The following is an 18,752-nucleotide window of genomic DNA, read 5'->3' on the forward strand; positions in this document are numbered from 1 at the left end:
TGCGCGGCGGTGTCGTCGGTTTCGGTACTCATCTGGGTCTCCTCGGCAATCTCGGGCCTCACGTCGCTGCCGGCCGGGCAGTTCGATCGATCAACGGTATCCGGTCACGCCAATCCTGCCTCGTCGGCCATCGCGCTCGCCTTGTCCACGAAGCGGTTGACCAACTCTGCGGTAGGGGCTCCGACGACGGCGCGGTTGGTCGGGTCGTCCTGAATTCGACGCACGACTCCCTCGATGATGATGGCGACCTTCCACAACCCCAGCGTCCGCCAGTACTTGAGCGCTTCCGGGTCCCGCCCGGTGATCCGGAGGTAGTCGGCTGCCACGTCGGCCGGGGTCGGGAAACCCTCCATGGTCTCTGCGCTGAATCGTCCGGGGATCTCCTCCCCCACCTCGGGCCAGTACGCCAGGGTGCTGCCGATGTCGGCGAGCGGATCGCCGAGCGTCGACAGCTCCCAGTCGAGAGCAGCCTGCACGTCGCCGGTCGTCGGGTCGACCATCACGTTGCGGATGTGGAAGTCGCCGTGCACCAGCGACGTCTCGTGCTGCTCCGGGACGTTCTCGGCGAGCCTGCGGGTCAGCGAATCCACCTCGGGGATCTCTCGGGTCTTCGAGTTCTCCCACTGCGCGGCCCACCGCTTGAGTTGGCGTTGCGCGTACGGCTTGTGGCTGGCGAGATCGGTGAGACCGGTCGCATCGAGATCGACGGCGTGGATGTGCGCGAGCGTCTCCATCATCGACGTCCCGACGTTGCGGCGTGCGGGCAGGGGAAGAAGCTCCGCATTCTCCTTCTTCTCCAACGAGATGCCGTCGACGAAGTCCATGACGACGAGCGGCACCGGAGCCACCGCTTCGTCGGTGCACACGCCGTACACCTCGGGTACGGGCACATCCGTCGGTGCGAGCGCCGACAGAATGCGCGCCTCGCGCGCCACATCGTGAGCCGACGCGAGCAGGTGCCCGACGGGAGGTCGGCGCAGGACATAGCGCCGACCCGATCCGTCGGAGAGCAGATACGTCAGGTTCGACTGTCCGCCACCGATTCTCGTCGCCGTGACCTGGCCGTCGAGGCCGATACCGTTGTCCGACAACCACGTGAGCAAAGCATCGGTGTCGACGTCGGGGATGGCGAGATCAGTCACCGATGCACTCACCACCGCGCGGCCAGAGCCTGATCCGAAACGCCTGCAACGGTTTCCGGAACCGGTCCGGTGCGGTACGGGCGCAGTTCGCGACGCGCGATCGAGCGCTTGTGCACCTCGTCGGGACCGTCGGCGAGTCGCAGTGTCCGAATGTGTGCGTAGGCCATGGCGAGGGGGAAGTCGTCGGTCACGCCCGCGCCGCCGTACACCTGGATCGCACGGTCGATGATCTTGAGCGCGACGTTGGGCGCGGCGACCTTGATCGCCGCGATCTCGGTGGCGGCGGCCTTGTTTCCGACGGTGTCCATCATGTCGGCGGCCTTCAGGGTGAGCAGACGCACCATCTCGATGTCGATGCGCGACTCCGCGATCCAGTCCTGGATGTTCGCGCGATCGGCGAGCGGCTCACCATAGGTCACTCGGGACGCGGCACGCGCACACATCAATTCCAGTGCGCGCTCGGCCATTCCGATGGTCCGCATGCAGTGGTGGATGCGGCCGGGTCCCAGGCGAGCCTGTGCGATGGCGAAGCCTTCGCCCTCGCCCTTGAGTACGTCGGCCGCGGGCACGCGGACGTTGTCGAAGACAAGTTCTCCGTGGCTCTCGCGATCGACATATCCGAAGACGGGAAGGTTGCGCACGATGGTGACGCCCGGCGCGTCGGTGGGTACGACCATCATCGACTGCTGCTTGTGCGTCGGCGCGGTCGGATCGGTCTTGCCCATCACGATGAGCACCTTGCAGTCGGGGCGAACCGCGTTGGACGCGAACCACTTACGCCCGTTGAGCACGTACTCGTCGCCGTCGCGGACCATCGAGAGCTCGATATTGGTGGCGTCCGAACTCGCGACTGCGGGCTCCGTCATGGCGAAGGCCGACGAGATCTCACCATTGAGCAGCGGCTTGAGGTAGCGCTCCTTGTGCTCGTCGGTGCCGAAGAGCGTGAGCACCTCCATGTTGCCCGTGTCAGGAGCGTTGCAGTTGAACACCTCCGACGACCAGACGACGCGACCCATGATCTCGGCGAGCGGCGCGTACTCGAGGTTGCTCAGGCCCGGTCCCCACTCCTTGTGCGGGTGGAAGAGGTTCCACAGTCCCTCTGCCCGTGCCTTCTCCTTGAGCTGATCGAGGATCTGCGGGTTGGCGTGCGGATTGTCGAGCTCGCGCATCTGCTGCTCGTACACGGCCTCGTTGGGGTAGATGTACTGGTCCATGAAGTCGAGCAGGCGCTGGCGGTATTCCGCTGCGCGCGGCGACATCTCGTACAGACTCATGAAATTCTCCTTGTGGTGTAAGGCTTTCGGAAGAACAGGTGTGTCACGCGTTGGTGAGCTGATCGCGGAGCGTGTTCTGGTACCGACGCATCCCGCGCAACCAGCGGTCGTAGTCGGCACCCTTGTTGCGGTACATGTCGAGTACTTCGGGGTGCGGCAGGATCAGGAAATGGTCGTCGGCGATCGCTGCGAGTACCACCTCGGCCACCTCGGAGGGCGTGAGCACCCGGCCTGCGGTCTCGACGGCGGCCTGCATCAGCATTTCGTCACTGTTGTCCGGCGACGTCGGCGGACGGAGCAGCGCGGTGTCGACGCCCATCGGGCACAGACAGCTCACCTTGACGCCGTCATCGCCGTAGGTGACGTTGAGCCATTCGGAGAAGGCGACGGCGGCGTGTTTCGTGGTGGAGTAGATGGCCGACCCGAGCTGGGTCAGCAGGCCTGCCGCCGACGCCGTCGAGATGAAGTAGCCGTTGCCGCGTTCGACCCATTCGGGAACGAGGCGACGCGCCGCACGAACATGTGCGAGCAGGTTGACGTTGAGCGCCACGTCCCAGTCGGCATCCGACGCCGACAGTCCCGGCCGACCTCCGATGCCCGCGTTCGCGACGTAGATGTCCACAGCACCGAACCGGCTCTCCGCGAGCGCGATGGTCGCATCGATGTGCGTCGACGAGCCCGCATCCCCGGCCAGCGTCGCCACGTTCTCGCCACTCGGATCAATCTCGGCCGCTGCGCGCTTGAGCGCGTCGTCGTCGAGGTCGGTGGCAACGACCCGAGCCCCACCCGCGATGAGCGCACGCGTGATGGCGGCACCGATACCGCCAGCCGCGCCTGTGACGATCGCAACATTTCCGTCGATGTTCATAGACGAAACCGTACTTGAACCCAATTTCAGGTTCAAGTACGGTGTGGATCTTTTTTCGATTCGGTCGAGGTTCCCCCAGACCCGGTCAGCCCAGCATCTTCACCATCGAACTCGAGTCCTCGCCGCTGCGACGCAGGATCACCGCGGAGATCGCGAGTACTGCCAGCGTGAGCGCCAACATCAGCGTCGACATCGCCGCGACCTCCGGGCGCAGCGCGACACGCACGTTGGAGAACACGTAGACCGGCCACGGCGTGTACCCCGGTTGCTGCACGAAGGTCGAGATCACCACGTCGTCGAGGCTGAAGGTGAACGCCAGCAGCATGCCCGCGATGATGCCCGGCATGGCCGCCGGCAGGATCACGTGGCGCAGTCGCTCGAGTGGCGGTGCATAGAGATCGGCGGCAGCCTCCTCGAGCGCGGGATCGAGCGACGCGACTCGCGCCCGGACGATGAACGTCACCACGACCATCGACACCACCGCATGCGAGATCACGAGTCGGAAGAGACCGTTGTTGAACGGGCTCAGGCCACCGTCGACGCCGAGCGTGACGTACCACGGCAGGAAGGCGACGGCGTCGGCGATATCGGGGGTGACGAGCGTGACGGTGAGCAACCCCAAGAGGCCGATCGACCACCATCGCGGCCGACGCGAGATGCCGATTCCGATACCGGCGAACCCACCGAGCACCGTTGCCAGCAGTGCGGAGAGCACGCCGACCTCCAGCGACACCTGCACCGAACGCACGATGGTGTCGTTGGTGACGGCGTCGGAGTACGCGGTGAAGCCGAACGATTCGAACTGTTGCAGCAGACGGCCGGTGTTGAACGAATAGACCACGATCACCGCGATCGGAAGGAACAGGAACAGATAGACGATCACCGCCCACGCCTTGATCGCGAAGGTGTACCAATCTCGCTGGGTCCGCATGGGTTTCATCGTCAACGGCGCCAACGGGCCCGGCTTCTCCCCTGCCGTATCCACCTCGGGCACGTTGAATACGCGCCTGTCGAGCAGTGTGACGACGGCTCGCACCACCACGCCCGCGATCACCACACAGATGAGCACGACGAGCATCAGCGACACCGTCATCGCCGAACCCAATGCCCAGTTCTGCGCGGTCTCGAACTGCGCGGCGATCATCTGGCCCGCCATGGTGCCCTTCGCCCCACCGAGCACCGACGGCGTCACGTAGTCGCCCATCAGCGGGATGAACACCAGGAGCACGCCCGACGCGATACCGGGTGCCGCGAGTGGCAATGTGATCCGGAAGAACGTCGTCCATCGGTTGGCGCCCAGGTCACGGCTGGCCTCCCGGAGCGAGAGTCCGGCCCGGTCCATCGCGACGTAGAGCGGGAAGATCATCAGCGGCAGGTAGTTGTAGACGACGCCGATCTGGACGGCGGCACGCGTGTAGAGGATGCCGAGTTCGCCGAATCCCGCGCTCTGCATCGCGCTCGACAACCAACCCGACGGCGCGAGGGTGATCTGCCAGCCGATCGTTCGGACGAGGAAGTTGGTGAAGAAAGGCACGATGATCAACGCGAGATACAACGGTCGACGTCGCGGATTGCTCTTCACCGCAAGCCAATACGCGAAGGGAATGCCGATCAGCAGGGTGAGCACAACTCCGACGATCGCGATCTGCAGCGTGTTGGTGAAGGTCGAGCGATAGTCCGCGCCGAACGCCTCGCCGTAGTTGTCGAGGGACAGCCGGTCGGTCGCGTACGTGGTGAACTGGTCAGGCTTGTAACCGAAGCTGTACCAGACGACGAGCGCGAGTGGGATGACGAAGAAGAAGACCAGATACGCCCATGCGGGAAAGGTCAGCCCTCCGGCGCCGAAGAGTCGTTGCCGCAGTGGCGGTTTGGGAGTATCCGAAGCGGGTTCGGGTTGGTGGTTTCCGGTCTGTGAAGGCGTCAGGATGTCGGTGGTCATCGGGCACTCCTCGCCTGCATCTGATTGAGGATCTCGGTGCGTTCCTGGGTGGCGGAGTCGACGGTCGCGACGACCAGCCGGTCGACGATCTCGTCCGAGGGGAACAGCAGTTCCGGGTAGGGCAGATCTGCTGCCTTACCCTTCTCGGCCATGCCCTTCACACCCGTCTGATATCCGATGTACTGGAGTTCGCGGAACGACACCTCGGGGTCGAGCATGTGGTTGATGAACGCGTACGCGGCCCCCGGATGTTGGGTGCCCCGCACGATCGCGAAGTTGTCCGTGAAGAGATTCGCCGTCGGCAGCGGATAGACGAATCCCCACCTATCGGGGTCACTTTCGTTCATCAGCGTCAGCCGGGCGTCGCCGTTCCATGCCTGCAGCAGGCTGTACGAACCGCCGGACACGATGGACGTGATCGACGAGTTGTAGCCCTGGATGGTCGGGGCGAGTTGGTTGACCAAGATGTTGCGCGCGGCCGACAGGCTTTTGGCATCGGTGGTGTTGGGGTCGATGTTCATCGCGCCCATCGCGATCGAGACGACCTCCCACGGGTCTTCGACCACGCTCACCTTGCCTTTGGCAGGCCCCCGCGCGAGACTGATGAAGTCGGCCCACGACGTCGGCGTCTTGTCGGTCAGCGACTTCAGATACATGAAACCCGTTGTGCCCCAGTTCTTACAGGCGGCGTGGCGAGACTGTGGATTCCACGGCGGATTGAAGAACCGCTCTTCGAGATTCGCGAGATTGGGGATGCGCGAATGGTCGAGTTCGTCGAGGAGTCCGTGCGCAACCATCTGCGGGATGTAGACCCCGGTCGGCACGATGACGTCGTAACCCGAGGTTCCGCGTGCCGCAGCGAGTTTCGCGATCATCTCTTCGTTGGAGCCGAAGGCGTCGACCTGCAGGCGCACCCCGAACTTGTCGCGGTAGGCGTCGAGATCGGCGGGGTCCTCGTAGTCGCCCCAACTGTAGTAGTTCAGCTGACCCTCGACGTCGTCCGAGAGAGGTTTCGACGGTGCGATGGTCTTGTCGCCACCGCACGCCGTCACCGCGAGACCCGCGACCGTGACGCCGATTCCGGCCAAAAAGCTGCGTCGGGTGATGCGCGAGACCGCTGCCCTGGGAACGAGCGCGCGCACCGTCGTCGACTCGGTGTCCATGTCGTGCTGAGTTCTCATTTGGTGAACACCCGCGTATCCGCCTGCGAGAACGTGCATGTGACGCGCTGGCCCTCAGAAAGATCGGGGAAGTTGCGGGTTGCGCCACGCACCAGCACCTCGGTATCCGCGTCGGTGGTGACGACGACCTGGGTGGAGTCGCCGAGGAACGAGACGCCTGCCGCAGTCCCGGAGACGACGTTGTCCGCGGCGTCGATATCGGCCTGTCCCTCGGCGAACCAGATCGCCTCCGGACGGATCGCGACGACGAGATCGCCACTGAGACCGTCGAGATCGTCTGCGACGGCGAAGGGTCCGTCGGTGGTGGGCAGTCGCCCGTCTTTCAGCGCGCCGGTGACGTCGAAGAACGTCTGCTTGCCGACGAAATCGGCGACGAAGCGGTTGACCGGCTTGGCATAGATGTCCTTGCCGTCACCGACCTGCGCGACGCGCCCCTCGCTCATGACGACGATGCGGTCGCTCATCGACAACGCCTCCTCCTGGTCGTGCGTCACGAACACGAAGGTGGTGCCCAGATCCTTTTGCAGCAGTTTGAGTTCGATCTGCATCTCCTCGCGAAGCTTGCGGTCGAGTGCACTCATCGGCTCGTCGAGCAGCAGGACGTCGGGCCGGTTGGCGAGCGCTCGTGCGAGCGCGACGCGCTGCTGCTGCCCACCCGACAGCATGGCGGGCTTACGGTCGGCGAACCGCGTCATCTGCACCAGTTCGAGGGCTTCTGCGACGCGCTGGCCGATCTCCTTCTTCGCGACTTTGCGTTGCCGCAGACCGAATCCGACGTTTTGCGCGACGGACATGTGCGGGAACAGCGCGTAGGACTGGAACACCGTATTCACGGGTCGACGCTCCGGCGGAACGTTGACGATCGACGCGCCGTCGAGCGTGATCTCGCCCTTCGTCGGACGCTCGAAGCCCGCGAGCATGCGCAGCAGCGTCGTCTTGCCGCAGCCGGAAGGCCCGAGGAGTGAGACGAATTCGCCTGCGGCGACGTCGAGATCGATGTCGGTCACCGCGACGTGGCCGTTGTCGTAGATCTTGGTCACGCCGTGCATCGAGATGGCGCCGCGCTGCGCGGCACTCACCTCCGTCTGCTTCGTGGCTTCGACTGCGGTCATGGGTTGGTCCTCTCATAAACGATCTCACCGTCGGCGACGGTCAGGTCGGCTCTGGTGCGCCAAAGCGAATCTTGTTGCCCTGCAAAGGGATTACGGTCAGCGATGACCAGGTCTGCGCGTGTTCCCGGTCGAATCGTCCCGACCTGGCCCCGCCTGTTCAGGTGCGCCGACCCGCTGGTGTACGCGGCGAGAGCCGTGGTCAGGTCGAGCGCCTCTGCGGGGAGAAGCGGTTCGACGTCCTCTCCGGGTGGGATGCGGTTGACCGCAACCGAGATCGCGGCCCAGGGATCGGGGGTGCTCACCGCCCAGTCACTGCCCATCGCGAGTGATGCACCCGACCGTGCGAGCGACCCGAACGGGTAGTGCCACTGATAACGCTCGTCGCCGATCGCGGCCCGCACCAACGTCACCATCGAGTCGTCGTTGCACGCCCAGAGCGCCTGCATGTTGACGGTCACGCCGAGTTGAACAAAGCGGCCCAGGTCTTCAGGGCGAACCAACTGCAGATGGGCGATGTGGTGTCGGCCGGCTGTGAGGCCATTCGCGACCCGCGCGGACTCGACAGCATCGAGCGCCGCGGTGACGGCGGCGTCGCCGATCGCGTGGAAGTGGATGTCGAGCCCAGCGGCATCGCACGCGATGACCGCTTCGGTCAGCACCTTCTGGTCGAAGTAGGTCAGCCCGGTGTCGGCGGGCGCGCACGCGCAGTCGTGACAGTAGGGCTCCGACATCGCGGCGGTGCGGTTCTCCACGACACCGTCGACCATGATCTTCACCGAGTGCATGCTCCAGCGTCGACCGGCGGTGCTCGCCCGACGTGTGGCGAAGCCCGTGACGACGTCGTCGATGGCCCAGCGGTCGAGGTCTCTCGGCAGCCACGACGCACCGACGACGTCCGCGGTGAGGTCACCCGACTCCTCTGCGGCGGTGTACACCGAGTCGAGGTCGGCCATGCCGGGGTACTCGCCGACGATGGCCTCCTGCCACCCTGTGATGCCGAGCGAGTGGAGGTACTCCTGGGCGGTGAGCAGGCCCGCGTACTGCTCGTCGACGTCGGGCTGCGGCACGAGCCGGGAGACGAGGTCCATCGCGCCCTCGTGCAACGTCCCGGTGGGTGATCCGTCCGCTGCTCGCTCGATGCGCCCGTCCGACGGGTCCGGCGTCGTGGCGTCGATTCCTGCGAGTTCGAGGGCTCGCGTGTTGACCCAGGCGTCGTGGTGATCGCGATTGAGCAGGAACGCAGGTCGGTCGGCGACGACGGCGTCGAGGGCGGTCGCGGTGGGGCAGCCACGATTGAAGTGACTCATCGTCCAGCCCGAGCCGACAATCCACTCCCGGTCGGTGGCGCGTGCGTACGCGGCGATCGCGTCGAGGGTCTGCGAGGCGTCCTCGGCGTCGGTGAGGTCGCACGCGTTGCGATCCACGCCCGCTGACAGCGCATGGATGTGAGCATCGGTGAATCCCGGGTGCAGGAGCCGTCCATTCAGGTCGACGCGCTCGGCCCACGGGATCTGAGCCACGACACGCTCGACGGCGCCAACCGCGACCACTCGCCCCGAGCGAACGCCGACCGCCATGCCGTCGTGAAGTCGATGCCCGTCGAAGACCGGACCCGAATGGAAAACGGTGTCCGGAAGCGGTACTGCCACGAGCGTTGCGATCCTTCCGTGCCGGCAGCCGGGGCCGACGGCCTCACGACCGACGACTGCGACAAGCTCCCCCAAGCGGTGGATCGACTACCGAAATTCGATGTACTTGCGGAGAATCGTCACTGATTCCGCAGGTTTTCACCATCTGAACGGATGCTTCTTAATCTGCTCGCAACATTTGGTGGCTTACGGTCTGTGGCATGCGCAATGGAGATGTCTCGTTCTGGTATTCGACAATCGATCCCGTCCGGCGTCGTTCGCCCCTTGGCGGAGACCTCGACGTCGACATCGCCATCGTGGGCGGCGGACTCACCGGCCTCTGGTCGGCGTACTACCTGCGCGAGGCGCTTCCGGACGCCCGCATCGCGGTGCTCGAGAAGGAGTTCTGCGGCTTCGGCGCCTCGGGTCGCAACGGGGGCTGGTTGTCGGCGGAGGTTCCGGGCAACCGGTCGCACTACGCCGACATCGCCGCGTCGCGCGGTCGCGACGGCCTCGAGGCGAATCGTCGACTCACCGCCACCATGCGCGCGGGCGTCGACGAGGTACTCGCCCGCGTCGCCGCCGAACACATCGACTGCGACGCCGTGAAGTCGGGCGTGCTGCACATCGCGCGGTGCCCGGCGCAGGAATCGCGACTGCGCGACGAACTCGATGCCGAACATCACCTCGATGCGACCGACTGGGAGTACCTCGACGCCGCCGCCCTCGCGGAGCGACTCTCGATCCGTGGTGCACAGGCTGCGATGTTCTCACCACAGTGCGCACGCGTGAATCCGATGAAGCTCACGCGCGGCGTTGCCGACGCCGTCGAGCGTCGAGGTGTGACGATTCACGAGGACACCGCCGCCATCGAGATCCGTCCGCGATCGGTCCGCACCAACCGCGGGACCGTTCGTGCCGAGACCATCCTGGTCTGCCTCGAAGGCTTCACCGCGACCATGCCCGGTCGACGCCGCACACTGCTCCCCCTCAACTCGTCGATGATCGTGACCGAGGTGCTACCCGACGCGATGTGGGACGAGATCGGTTGGGGTGGAGCCGAATTGCTCGGCGAGACGGCACATGCCTACACCTATTCGCAACGCACCGCCGACGGTCGGATCGCGCTCGGCGGACGCGGCGTCCCCTACCGGTACGGCTCCGGGATCGACCACGACGGCGAAACCCAGGAGCGCACCGCGCAGTCACTGGTCGACGCCCTGCACGAGCTCTTCCCCGCGACGGTCGACGTCGAGATCGCACACGCGTGGTGCGGCGTGCTCGGGGTGAGCCGCGACTGGTCGGCGTCGATCGACTTCGACCCGACGACGGGTATCGGCTCGGCGTCCGGCTACGTGGGGTCGGGACTCACGACGACGAATGTCGCCGCCCGCACGCTGCGCGACCTGGTCGTCGGGCAGCGGACAGAACTCACCGACCTGCCGTGGGTCGCGCACCACGCGAAGAAGTGGGAGCCCGAACCCCTGCGCTGGCTGGGGGTCGCGTCGATGTACGGCGCCTACCGCGCCGCGGACCGCCGAGAGCTGGCCTCGACGTCGTCGAAGTCGAATGTCATTGCCCGCGTGGCGGATCGGATCTCCGGGCGGGCGTAGGTGGTCTCGCCTTTCCCGCTGGTCGAGCCCTCCCCGCTGGTCGAACTCCAACCGCTGGTCGAGCTTCCCCGCTGGTCGAGCTTGTCGAGACCACCCCGCCGCTGGTCGAGCCCTCACCGCTGGTCGAGCTTGTCGAGACCACCTCGCACCGCTCGAATCCCGGGCGCGCGCAAGTGGTCTCGACACGCCGCTCGTCCCTCGCGGCTGCTCGACCAGCGGATGATGCGCGCAGCTCAATCCGGAACTGAGCTCATCGAGCCTTTCCCGCAGGCCGAGCCCTCACCGCTGGTCGAGCTTGTCGAGACCACCCCACACCGCTCGAATCCCGGCCGCGCGCAAGTGGTCTCGACACGCCGCTCGTCCCTCGCGGCTGCTCGACCAGCGGATTCCCCGCTGGTCGAGCCTGTCGAGACCACCCCGCGGTCAGTACGTCGCGCCTGGGGCGAACTCCTCGAGCATGTCGGTGACGAGCGCGGCGATCGGCGAGCGCTCGCTGCGCGTCAGGGTCACGTGCGCGAACAGCGGGTGCCCCTTGAGCTTCTCGATGACCGCCGCGACGCCGTCGTGGCGTCCGACGCGGAGGTTGTCGCGCTGCGCGACGTCGTGGGTGAGCACCACCCGCGAGCCTGTGCCGAGTCGGGACAGCACCGTCAGCAGTACGTTGCGCTCCAAGGACTGCGCCTCGTCGACGATCACGAACGAGTCGTGCAGTGACCGACCGCGAATGTGCGTGAGCGGCAACACTTCCAGCATTCCGCGGCTCAGCACCTCTTCGATAACCTCGGGCGACGCGAGGCCTTCGAGCGTATCGAACACCGCCTGCGCCCACGGCCCCATCTTCTCGGCCTCGCCGCCGGGCAGGTAACCGAGCTGCTGGCCGCCGACCGCGTACAGCGGACGGAACACGACGACCTTGCGCTGCGTCCGACGTTCGAGCACGGCTTCGAGGCCGGCGCACAGCGCGAGCGCCGACTTTCCGGTGCCCGCCTTGCCGCCGAGGGACACGATGCCGACGCTGTCGTCGAGGAGCAGGTCGAGTGCGACCCGCTGCTCAGCCGAACGCCCGTGCAGTCCGAATGCCTCACGGTCGCCCCGGACCAGCTGGACCTGCTTGGCCTCGTTGACCCGGCCCAGTGCACTCGCCGAGCCGTGGCCCAACAACCGAACTCCCGTGTGGCAGGGCAGTTCTCGTGCAGCGTCGAGATCAACGACCCCGTCGGAGAACAGCGTGTCGATGACGGGCTGGTCGACGTTGAGCTCCGCCATGCCCGACCATCCGGAGACGACGACGTCCTGTGCGTGGTACTCGTCGGCGTCGAGTCCGACGGCACCCGCCTTGACGCGCAGCGGCGTGTCCTTGGACACCAGCGTGACGTCTTTGCCCTCGGCGCGCAGGTTGAGCGCGCACGCGAGGATGCGGGAGTCGTTGCTGTCGGTGCGGAATCCGGCGGGCAACACCGCGGGATCGGTGTGGTTGAGCTCGACCTGCAGGGTGCCACCCTCGTCGCCGATCGGCAACGGGACGTCGAGTCGACCGTGCTCGAGCCGTAGGTCGTCGAGCAATCTCAATGCCTCACGTGCAAACCAACCGAGCTCGTGGTGGTGACGTTTGCCCTCGAGTTCGCTGATGACGACCAACGGCAAGATGACGTGGTGTTCAGCGAATCGTGTGACTGCCCAGGGATCTGAGAGCAGCACGGAGGTGTCGAGGACGTAGGTGCGTGTGGTCACGTGGGCTCCTACGTTTGTGCGGCACCCGCACAAACCAGTTCTTCGATGACCGGCTGGTTCTTGTCCTTTTTCCCGGCGTCAGCCGAGATGGACGAGGACCGGGGCCGGCCCCCTCGTGCTGCTGGTGCAACCCACGATGTGAACCTCCCGGACGAACCGCTTCCCCGCGGCCCGTCACTGGTCAACGTACGCGGATGACGACGTTCCGGCGCGTCGTAAACGGGTGTGTCTACGTGAAATATGCGTAAACGGACGTATCGTCGAACCACGACGCGCAGAAGCGATGCCGCGGGGACGATACGTCCGTCAGCAGGGAGAATGCGGCGGTCAGCGACCGGCGCGGGCGAGGATTCTGGCCTTGGCCGCAGCACCCTCGTCGTTCAGACCCTCGACACTTCCGAGCTTCAACTGATCGACGATCGACGCAGCGATCGCGTCGATCGTGCTCTCGTCCTGGTAGTCGGCGATCAGTGCGCGCTGCTCGTCGAAGTCGACGACGTCGAATCCGATCGGTTCGTCGAGTCCGCGTGCGAGCGCCTTGTCGAGCGCGATCACGGCCGTGTCCTGGTCGGCGACGAGTCCCGCGCCGAGCAGGTTGACGAAGGTGCGCGACGACACCTCGTCATCACCTGCGACCTTGTGCAGGATCTGCGCGAGGATGTCGTCGGCGACCGACGCCTGCATCTTCTCGATGAACTTCACGCTCTGCGCCTCGTGCACGGCCATGAGTGCCAGCACGTCGAGCGGCTTGAGTTCGTCGACCTGCGCCTCGTTCTGGCGGTAACCGGCGGTGACGTGGATTCGACGACGCTCCTCGGCGTCGACCGGATCAATTGCGCGGCGGACAACGAGGTAGTCGCGCAGGACCACCGCGTGGCGGTTGTCCTCGGCAGTCCACACGCCGACGAGCTGACGCCAGTCGGAGAACGCCGGGAAGTACTTGGCCAGGATGCGGTGATACGACGGCAGGTTGTCCTTGGTGAGCAGCAACGCCAGCAGCGCGGCTGCGGTCTCGTCGGACAGCGTCTGCTGCGAGGGATCCCAGTCGTCGCCGCCCATGAAGGCGAAGTTCCGGCCGTCGTCCCACGGCACGTACTCGTGCGGATTCCACACGGCAGACGCGAGCTGGTGATCCTCGGCCACCTCGGGGAGGGCCTTCTCCAGCGCGATGATCAGTTCGTCTTCGCTCAGTACGTTCACCGCGCCAAGGATACGGATGCGTAGGCGGCGATTTCAAACCGCCCCGACATCTCGAAGCTGGCCAGATGTCCAGGTCAGACCCGGCTCATCAGCCCCCACTCCTCGAGCCCGTCGTACAGCGGGAAGTCGAGTGCCAGGCGAGAGACCCGGCCACGCAGCGCAGACACGTCGGCGTCAGGCCCTGCCGCGAGCGCGGTGGCGATGATGTCGGCGACCTCGCTGAACTGTTCGTCGCCGAAGCCGCGGGTCGCGAGTGCGGGCGTACCGATACGCAGGCCCGAGGTGACCATCGGCGGACGCGGATCGAACGGCACCGCGTTGCGGTTGACCGTGATACCGACCTCGTGGAGGAGGTCTTCTGCCTGCTGACCGTCGAGCGTGCTGTTACGCAGGTCGACCAGGACCAGGTGCACGTCGGTGCCGCCGGTGAGGACCGAGACACCCGACTTCTCGACGTCGGAGCCGGTCAACCGCTCGGCGAGGATCTTGGCGCCCGAGAGCGTACGACGCTGCCGGTCGGCGAACTCTTCGGTGCCCGCGATCTTGAGCGCGACGGCCTTGCCCGCGATGGCGTGCATGAGCGGTCCGCCCTGCTGCCCGGGGAACACCGCCGAGTTGAGCTTCTTGGCCCACTCCTGCTTGGCCAGGATGATGCCCGAGCGCGGGCCGCCGAGTGTCTTGTGCACCGTCGACGAGACGACATCCGACGCAGGCACCGGGTTGGGATGCAGGCCGGCAGCGACGAGTCCGGCGAAGTGAGCCATGTCGGTCCACAGGTAGGCGCCGACCTCGTCGGCGATCGACCGGAAGGCGTCGAAGTCGAGGGTGCGCGGGTATGCCGACCAGCCGGCGACGATCACCTTGGGCTGCACGTCGAGGGCGATCTTGCGCACCTCGTCCATGTCGATGCGGAAGTCTTCTTTGCTGACGCCGTAGAAGTGGTTCTCGTAGAGCTTGCCCGAGAAGTTCAGACGCATGCCGTGGGTGAGGTGACCGCCGTGCGCGAGGTCGAGACCCAGAAGCCGCTCCCCCGGATTCATCAGCGCCATGAGGACCGCGGCGTTGGCCTGCGCACCCGAATGCGGCTGAACGTTGGCGAAGTCGGCTCCGAAGAGTTCCTTCGCGCGGTTGCGTGCGATGTCCTCGACGACGTCGACGTACTCGCAGCCACCGTAGTAGCGGCGACCCGGATATCCCTCGGCGTACTTGTTGGTCAGGACGCTGCCCTGTGCCTGCAGCACAGCACGCGGAACGAAATTTTCCGAGGCGATCATCTCGAGTGTGTCGCGCTGCCGGCTCAGTTCGCCGTTCATCGCGGCCGCCACGTCGGGATCGACCTCTGCCAGGGACATCGAGTTCAGGCTCGCGGTGTTCGCGGAGATGGGATTCTCGCTCATGGCGACCAGTCTATTGGCCCAGTTCGGCACGCAGCAGAGCTGGGGTCAGGGGTTCGTCGAGAAGGCGTCCGAATCGCGCGAGCCGCGCGTCCTGCGGCACCTGCTCGAGCCACTCGCCCAGGAGCCGATAGCCCTCGACGTAGGTCGAGATGTACGCGCGCCACAACGGCGACGTCAGGAACCGCAGCATCTGTCGCGCCCGCTCCGACGGCGCGAGCAGCCACCGCTGCAGAAAGCCCGCGACGACGTCGACGTCGAGGTGTTGATCGTGCAGCATCAGCGCGGCGTCTTGGCGCACAGTCAGCAGACCCGACGACGCCGCGCCGACCCGCTGTGCGCGCTCGCCGTCGAATCGCAGTCCGAGGTCGGCGTAGATCTCCTGCGCCCAGAGTCCCCAGTTGTCGCCGATGGCCGCGTGCAGCGCGTGGTCGGCGAGCCCCTCGGCCATCAGGCACTGCGGCGTGTTGACCAGGAAGATGGTCTGCTCGGTCTGTCCACCGCCGACGAGGATCTGCTCCTTTCTGCAGTGCTCGGTGTGGTGACCGGGATACGCCTCGTGCGCGATGAGGTGCGGCAACGACGACATGTACTGCGTGAGATCGGCATTGATCGCCACCCGCGACCGATAGTTGCCGAGGTAGTAGTTGAAGCCCGACCACGGCTTGTCGGTCACCACCTCGAATTCGACGATCTCGTTGTCCGCCAACGGGAAAACGTCGCGGACCCGTTCACGCAGCGCACCACTGAAGGCGCGGACGCATTCGTCGACGCGCTCGGGCGGGATCTCGTCGGCGCGACGGTAGGCAGCGTAGGCGTCAGCGAGCACCGGCCCGCTCGCATCGGGTGTGCCGAGCGCAGAAGCCAACTCGCCGTGCGCCTTTCGATAATCGTCGGTGTCGGCGGGCGCGATGTCGACGTCGAAGTAGGCGCGCACCTCGTCGACGAATCCGATGGGCTCGCCCGCGAACTTGCGTGCAGAACATTCCAGTGCGCGCAGATGCGCGTCGACGAACGCCGCCCGATCGGGGGCCAGACCCGCAGGGAGTTCGGATCGCAGACCGCGGGCCCGGTCAGCCAGCACGGCGGGGTCGGGGGCCGGGCCTCCCGCGACCTCGGCGCGCAGTGCGGGGTCGCCGGTGTAGGCGTCGACGAAGCCCTCTTCGAGACGGTCGAAGGCGAGGCCGAGCCGCAAATAGTCGGTGACCAGATCCGTATCGGGGGTTGCCGAACCGCTGTACGCCGTTGCCATGGTGGAAGGCTACCGACAGCGGCGTCGACGCGTCCTTCTAAGCTGTAGGCCATGACGACGAGGTGCGACCCGCGATCGCCGATGGGACGAGCCCTCTGATGGCGCGCGACACCACCGGCCGCGATCCCAGTCTTTATCTGGAACTCGATCGCAAGCAATGGCGTGACCTGCGTGAATCCATGCCGATGGTGCTCAATGAGAACGAGCTCGACCAGCTCGTCGGTATGGGCGAGAACGTCGACCTCCAAGAAGTCGCCGAGGTGTATCTCCCGCTGTCGCGACTCATCCACCTACAGGTCGCCGCGAGGCAGCGTCTGTTCGCAGCGACGTCGACCTTCCTCGGCGATCGGCAGACCACAAAGCAGGTTCCGTTCGTCATCGGGATCGCGGGCAGCGTCGCCGTCGGAAAGTCGACGACCGCCCGCATCATGGCAGCGCTCCTGGCCCGCTGGGAGTCGCACCCGAAGGTCGACCTCGTCACCACCGACGGTTTCCTGCTGCCCACGCGAGAGCTCGAACGTCGAGGCATCATGCACCGCAAGGGATTTCCCGAATCCTACGATCGCAGGGGCCTGCTCCGCTTCGTCACCGAGGTCAAGTCGGGGGCGCGCGAGGTGACAGCGCCGGTCTATTCGCACCTCACCTACGACATCGTCCCCGACGTCATGCACTACGTGCACCAGCCCGACATCCTGATCCTCGAAGGCCTCAACGTGCTGCAAACAGGTCCGACGCTGATGGTGTCGGACCTGTTTGATTTCTCCATCTACGTCGACGCGAAGACCACCGACATCGAGAACTGGTACATCTCGCGGTTCCTGCAGATGCGGTCGACGTCGTTCGCCGACCCCAACTCGCACTTCCACCACTACTCGTCACTGACCGACGACCAGGCGCGGGCCGCTGCCCGCGACATCTGGACGTCGATCAACCTGCCGAACCTTCGGGAGAACATCCTCCCCACCCGCCCGCGCGCAACCCTGGTGCTGCGCAAGGATTCTGACCACTCCATCAACCGGGTCCGGCTGCGCAAGTTGTGAGTTCGCGCGGCTGCACGAAGCTGTAGGCCGCGCAAAGATGTGTGTCGAATCGAAGGATGTGGGTGCTGCAGCACCCACATCCTTACGTTCGACACACATTCAGCGTCGGGTCAGCGGCGCTACTTCCGCTCGTCGAGCTCGTACGGGTACTTCGACGCGATCGCGACGCGGTTCCACGCGTTGATCATCACGATCGACGCGACGACCTGACCGAGCTCCACCTCGTTGAACACTTCGCGCGCACGCTCGAACGCGTCGTCGGGAACTCCCGCTTCGCCGATTCGGGTCACGTATTCGGTCAGCTCGAGGGCTGATCGCTGCCGCTCGTCGAAATGGTTGACGGCCTCGTGCCAGACCGGGATCAGACCGATGACCATCGGGTCCATTCCCATCGCGAGCGCGTCGGCGACATGCATACGCAGGCAGTATGCGCACCCGTTGAGCTGTGAGGCTCGGATCTTGATGAGCTCGATCAGCTCGGGCTCCAGACCCTCCGACGACGCGCGCTGCAACGCGACGAGCGCCTTGTAGACGTTCGGATTTCGCGCGGGCATCCAGAGTCTGCGCGTGGTGGCGGTTTCTTGTGCCGTGGTGGTCATCGGTTGCCCCTTTCTGTAGTGGGTGGAGTTGTTTCGAGCCACTCGTCGAACGTGGTCTGGCCCTTCTCGAACTCCCCGCGCGGCATCAGTCCGCCGTCGCGAAATGCTCTCCCGCCGAACGGGACTGCCACAACCCATCGGGGTGATCCGTCGCGCCGAGCAACCGCACGCGCCAGATCGACGAGATCGTGCTGCCCGGGTCCGGCGATCTGCCGGTCCGATAGGTCGTCGGATAGAGCGGCGTCGGCGATCAGTCCTGCGGCGTCGACGGCGGCCAGTGGGCGACACACCATGCGCGGTGCCACCGCGATTGGGCCGAACCGTGTGCGGGCGAGCATCTGGCCGGCGAGTTCGTACCACTGCGCCGAGCGGATGATCTGCAGGTGCCCGGCGTCGACGTTGTCGGTGTAGGTCTGCTCCTGCGCCGCTTTGCCTTGGTAATAGCCGAATTTCGCGTTCACCGCCGGGTCTGCGGCATTGATGATCGACAGGCACACGACTCGTCGCACACCCGCCGCTGCGGCGGCTTCGGCGATGGTGCGCGCGACCGTCGAGAAGAAGTCGACGGCTGTCGAACCGCGCGTCGTCGTCACATTGGTGCAGTCGATCACCGTGTCGGCACCCGCGCACGCCTCCCGCACGCCGGTGCCCGCATACGCGTCGACTCCCGACGACCGTTGCGCGCAAATCACTTTCTCGCCTCGCCGTTCAAGGTCGTCGGCGAGAAGCGCCCCGATCTCACCGCTCGCTCCGAACACCACCGTCGTCATCGGATCCAC

General features: G+C 65.8%; 15 protein-coding genes. 2 read left to right on the forward strand and 13 right to left on the reverse strand.

Features of this window, described 5'->3' with window-relative positions; all coding sequences use genetic code 11:
• Positions 1 to 104 precede the first annotated feature (104 nt).
• The 7 genes from GOSPT_RS01145 to GOSPT_RS01175 form a co-directional block, all read right to left on the reverse strand.
• The gene (locus tag GOSPT_RS01145) at positions 105 to 1,142 is read right to left on the reverse strand and encodes a phosphotransferase family protein (RefSeq protein ID WP_005202007.1); all 1,038 of its coding nucleotides are present in this window, start codon (positions 1,140 to 1,142) and stop codon (positions 105 to 107) included.
• Positions 1,143 to 1,150: 8 nt separating this feature from the next.
• A complete protein-coding gene (locus tag GOSPT_RS01150) occupies positions 1,151 to 2,416 on the reverse strand; it encodes an acyl-CoA dehydrogenase family protein (RefSeq protein WP_005202013.1) in 1,266 nt (421 codons plus the stop codon).
• 43 nt (positions 2,417 to 2,459) lie between these two features.
• The gene (locus GOSPT_RS01155) at positions 2,460 to 3,284 is read right to left on the reverse strand and encodes an SDR family oxidoreductase (protein WP_005202014.1); all 825 of its coding nucleotides are present in this window, start codon (positions 3,282 to 3,284) and stop codon (positions 2,460 to 2,462) included.
• A gap of 85 nt (positions 3,285 to 3,369) precedes the next feature.
• Positions 3,370 to 5,223, reverse strand: coding sequence for an ABC transporter permease subunit (locus tag GOSPT_RS01160; protein ID WP_005202015.1), 1,854 nt, complete (start codon positions 5,221 to 5,223; stop codon positions 3,370 to 3,372).
• Positions 5,220 to 6,404: a polyamine ABC transporter substrate-binding protein gene (locus tag GOSPT_RS01165; protein ID WP_005202016.1), complete on the reverse strand. Its 1,185-nt coding sequence runs from the start codon at positions 6,402 to 6,404 to the stop codon at positions 5,220 to 5,222. Before GOSPT_RS01165 ends, GOSPT_RS01160 begins: the two co-directional genes overlap by 4 nt.
• Positions 6,401 to 7,516, reverse strand: a complete 1,116-nt coding sequence (locus GOSPT_RS01170) for an ABC transporter ATP-binding protein (RefSeq protein WP_005202017.1) — start codon at positions 7,514 to 7,516, stop codon at positions 6,401 to 6,403. The genes GOSPT_RS01165 and GOSPT_RS01170 overlap by 4 nt, the downstream gene beginning before the upstream one ends.
• Complete coding sequence (locus tag GOSPT_RS01175) at positions 7,513 to 9,165, reverse strand: amidohydrolase (protein WP_039854268.1); 1,653 nt, start codon at positions 9,163 to 9,165, stop codon at positions 7,513 to 7,515. The genes GOSPT_RS01170 and GOSPT_RS01175 overlap by 4 nt, the downstream gene beginning before the upstream one ends.
• 200 nt (positions 9,166 to 9,365) lie before the next feature.
• Between GOSPT_RS01175 and GOSPT_RS01180 the strand changes: the two genes are divergently transcribed.
• Positions 9,366 to 10,757, forward strand: a complete 1,392-nt coding sequence (locus tag GOSPT_RS01180; RefSeq protein WP_005202020.1) for an NAD(P)/FAD-dependent oxidoreductase — start codon at positions 9,366 to 9,368, stop codon at positions 10,755 to 10,757.
• A 423-nt stretch (positions 10,758 to 11,180) separates the two neighbouring features.
• Here the strand turns inward: GOSPT_RS01180 and phoH2 are convergent, their stop codons facing one another.
• From phoH2 to GOSPT_RS01200, 4 genes are all read right to left on the reverse strand, one after another.
• A complete protein-coding gene (gene phoH2, locus GOSPT_RS01185; protein ID WP_005202022.1) occupies positions 11,181 to 12,488 on the reverse strand; it encodes an RNA 5'-3' helicase PhoH2 in 1,308 nt (435 codons plus the stop codon).
• Positions 12,489 to 12,815: 327 nt separating this feature from the next.
• Positions 12,816 to 13,688 carry an acyl-ACP desaturase gene (locus tag GOSPT_RS01190; RefSeq protein WP_005202023.1) on the reverse strand — a complete coding sequence of 291 codons (873 nt, stop codon included), beginning with the start codon at positions 13,686 to 13,688 and terminating at the stop codon, positions 12,816 to 12,818.
• A gap of 74 nt (positions 13,689 to 13,762) precedes the next feature.
• A complete protein-coding gene (gene glyA / locus GOSPT_RS01195) occupies positions 13,763 to 15,040 on the reverse strand; it encodes a serine hydroxymethyltransferase (protein WP_039854270.1) in 1,278 nt (425 codons plus the stop codon).
• A gap of 55 nt (positions 15,041 to 15,095) precedes the next feature.
• Positions 15,096 to 16,334 (reverse strand): hypothetical protein, encoded by a 1,239-nt coding sequence (locus GOSPT_RS01200; RefSeq protein WP_005202027.1) that lies wholly within the window; start codon positions 16,332 to 16,334, stop codon positions 15,096 to 15,098.
• A gap of 98 nt (positions 16,335 to 16,432) precedes the next feature.
• Between GOSPT_RS01200 and coaA the strand changes: the two genes are divergently transcribed.
• Entirely contained in the window at positions 16,433 to 17,374 is a 942-nt protein-coding gene (gene coaA / locus GOSPT_RS01205; protein WP_005202029.1) for a type I pantothenate kinase, read from the forward strand.
• A 119-nt stretch (positions 17,375 to 17,493) separates the two neighbouring features.
• Here coaA and GOSPT_RS01210 read toward each other — a convergent pair whose 3' ends face one another.
• A complete protein-coding gene (locus GOSPT_RS01210; RefSeq protein ID WP_005202030.1) occupies positions 17,494 to 17,973 on the reverse strand; it encodes a carboxymuconolactone decarboxylase family protein in 480 nt (159 codons plus the stop codon).
• The gene (locus tag GOSPT_RS01215; RefSeq protein WP_005202031.1) at positions 17,970 to 18,743 is read right to left on the reverse strand and encodes an NAD(P)H-binding protein; all 774 of its coding nucleotides are present in this window, start codon (positions 18,741 to 18,743) and stop codon (positions 17,970 to 17,972) included. The genes GOSPT_RS01210 and GOSPT_RS01215 overlap by 4 nt, the downstream gene beginning before the upstream one ends.
• Positions 18,744 to 18,752 lie beyond the last annotated feature (9 nt).

Source organism: Gordonia sputi NBRC 100414, assembly GCF_000248055.1.
Classification (GTDB): Bacteria; Actinomycetota; Actinomycetes; order Mycobacteriales; family Mycobacteriaceae; genus Gordonia; species Gordonia sputi.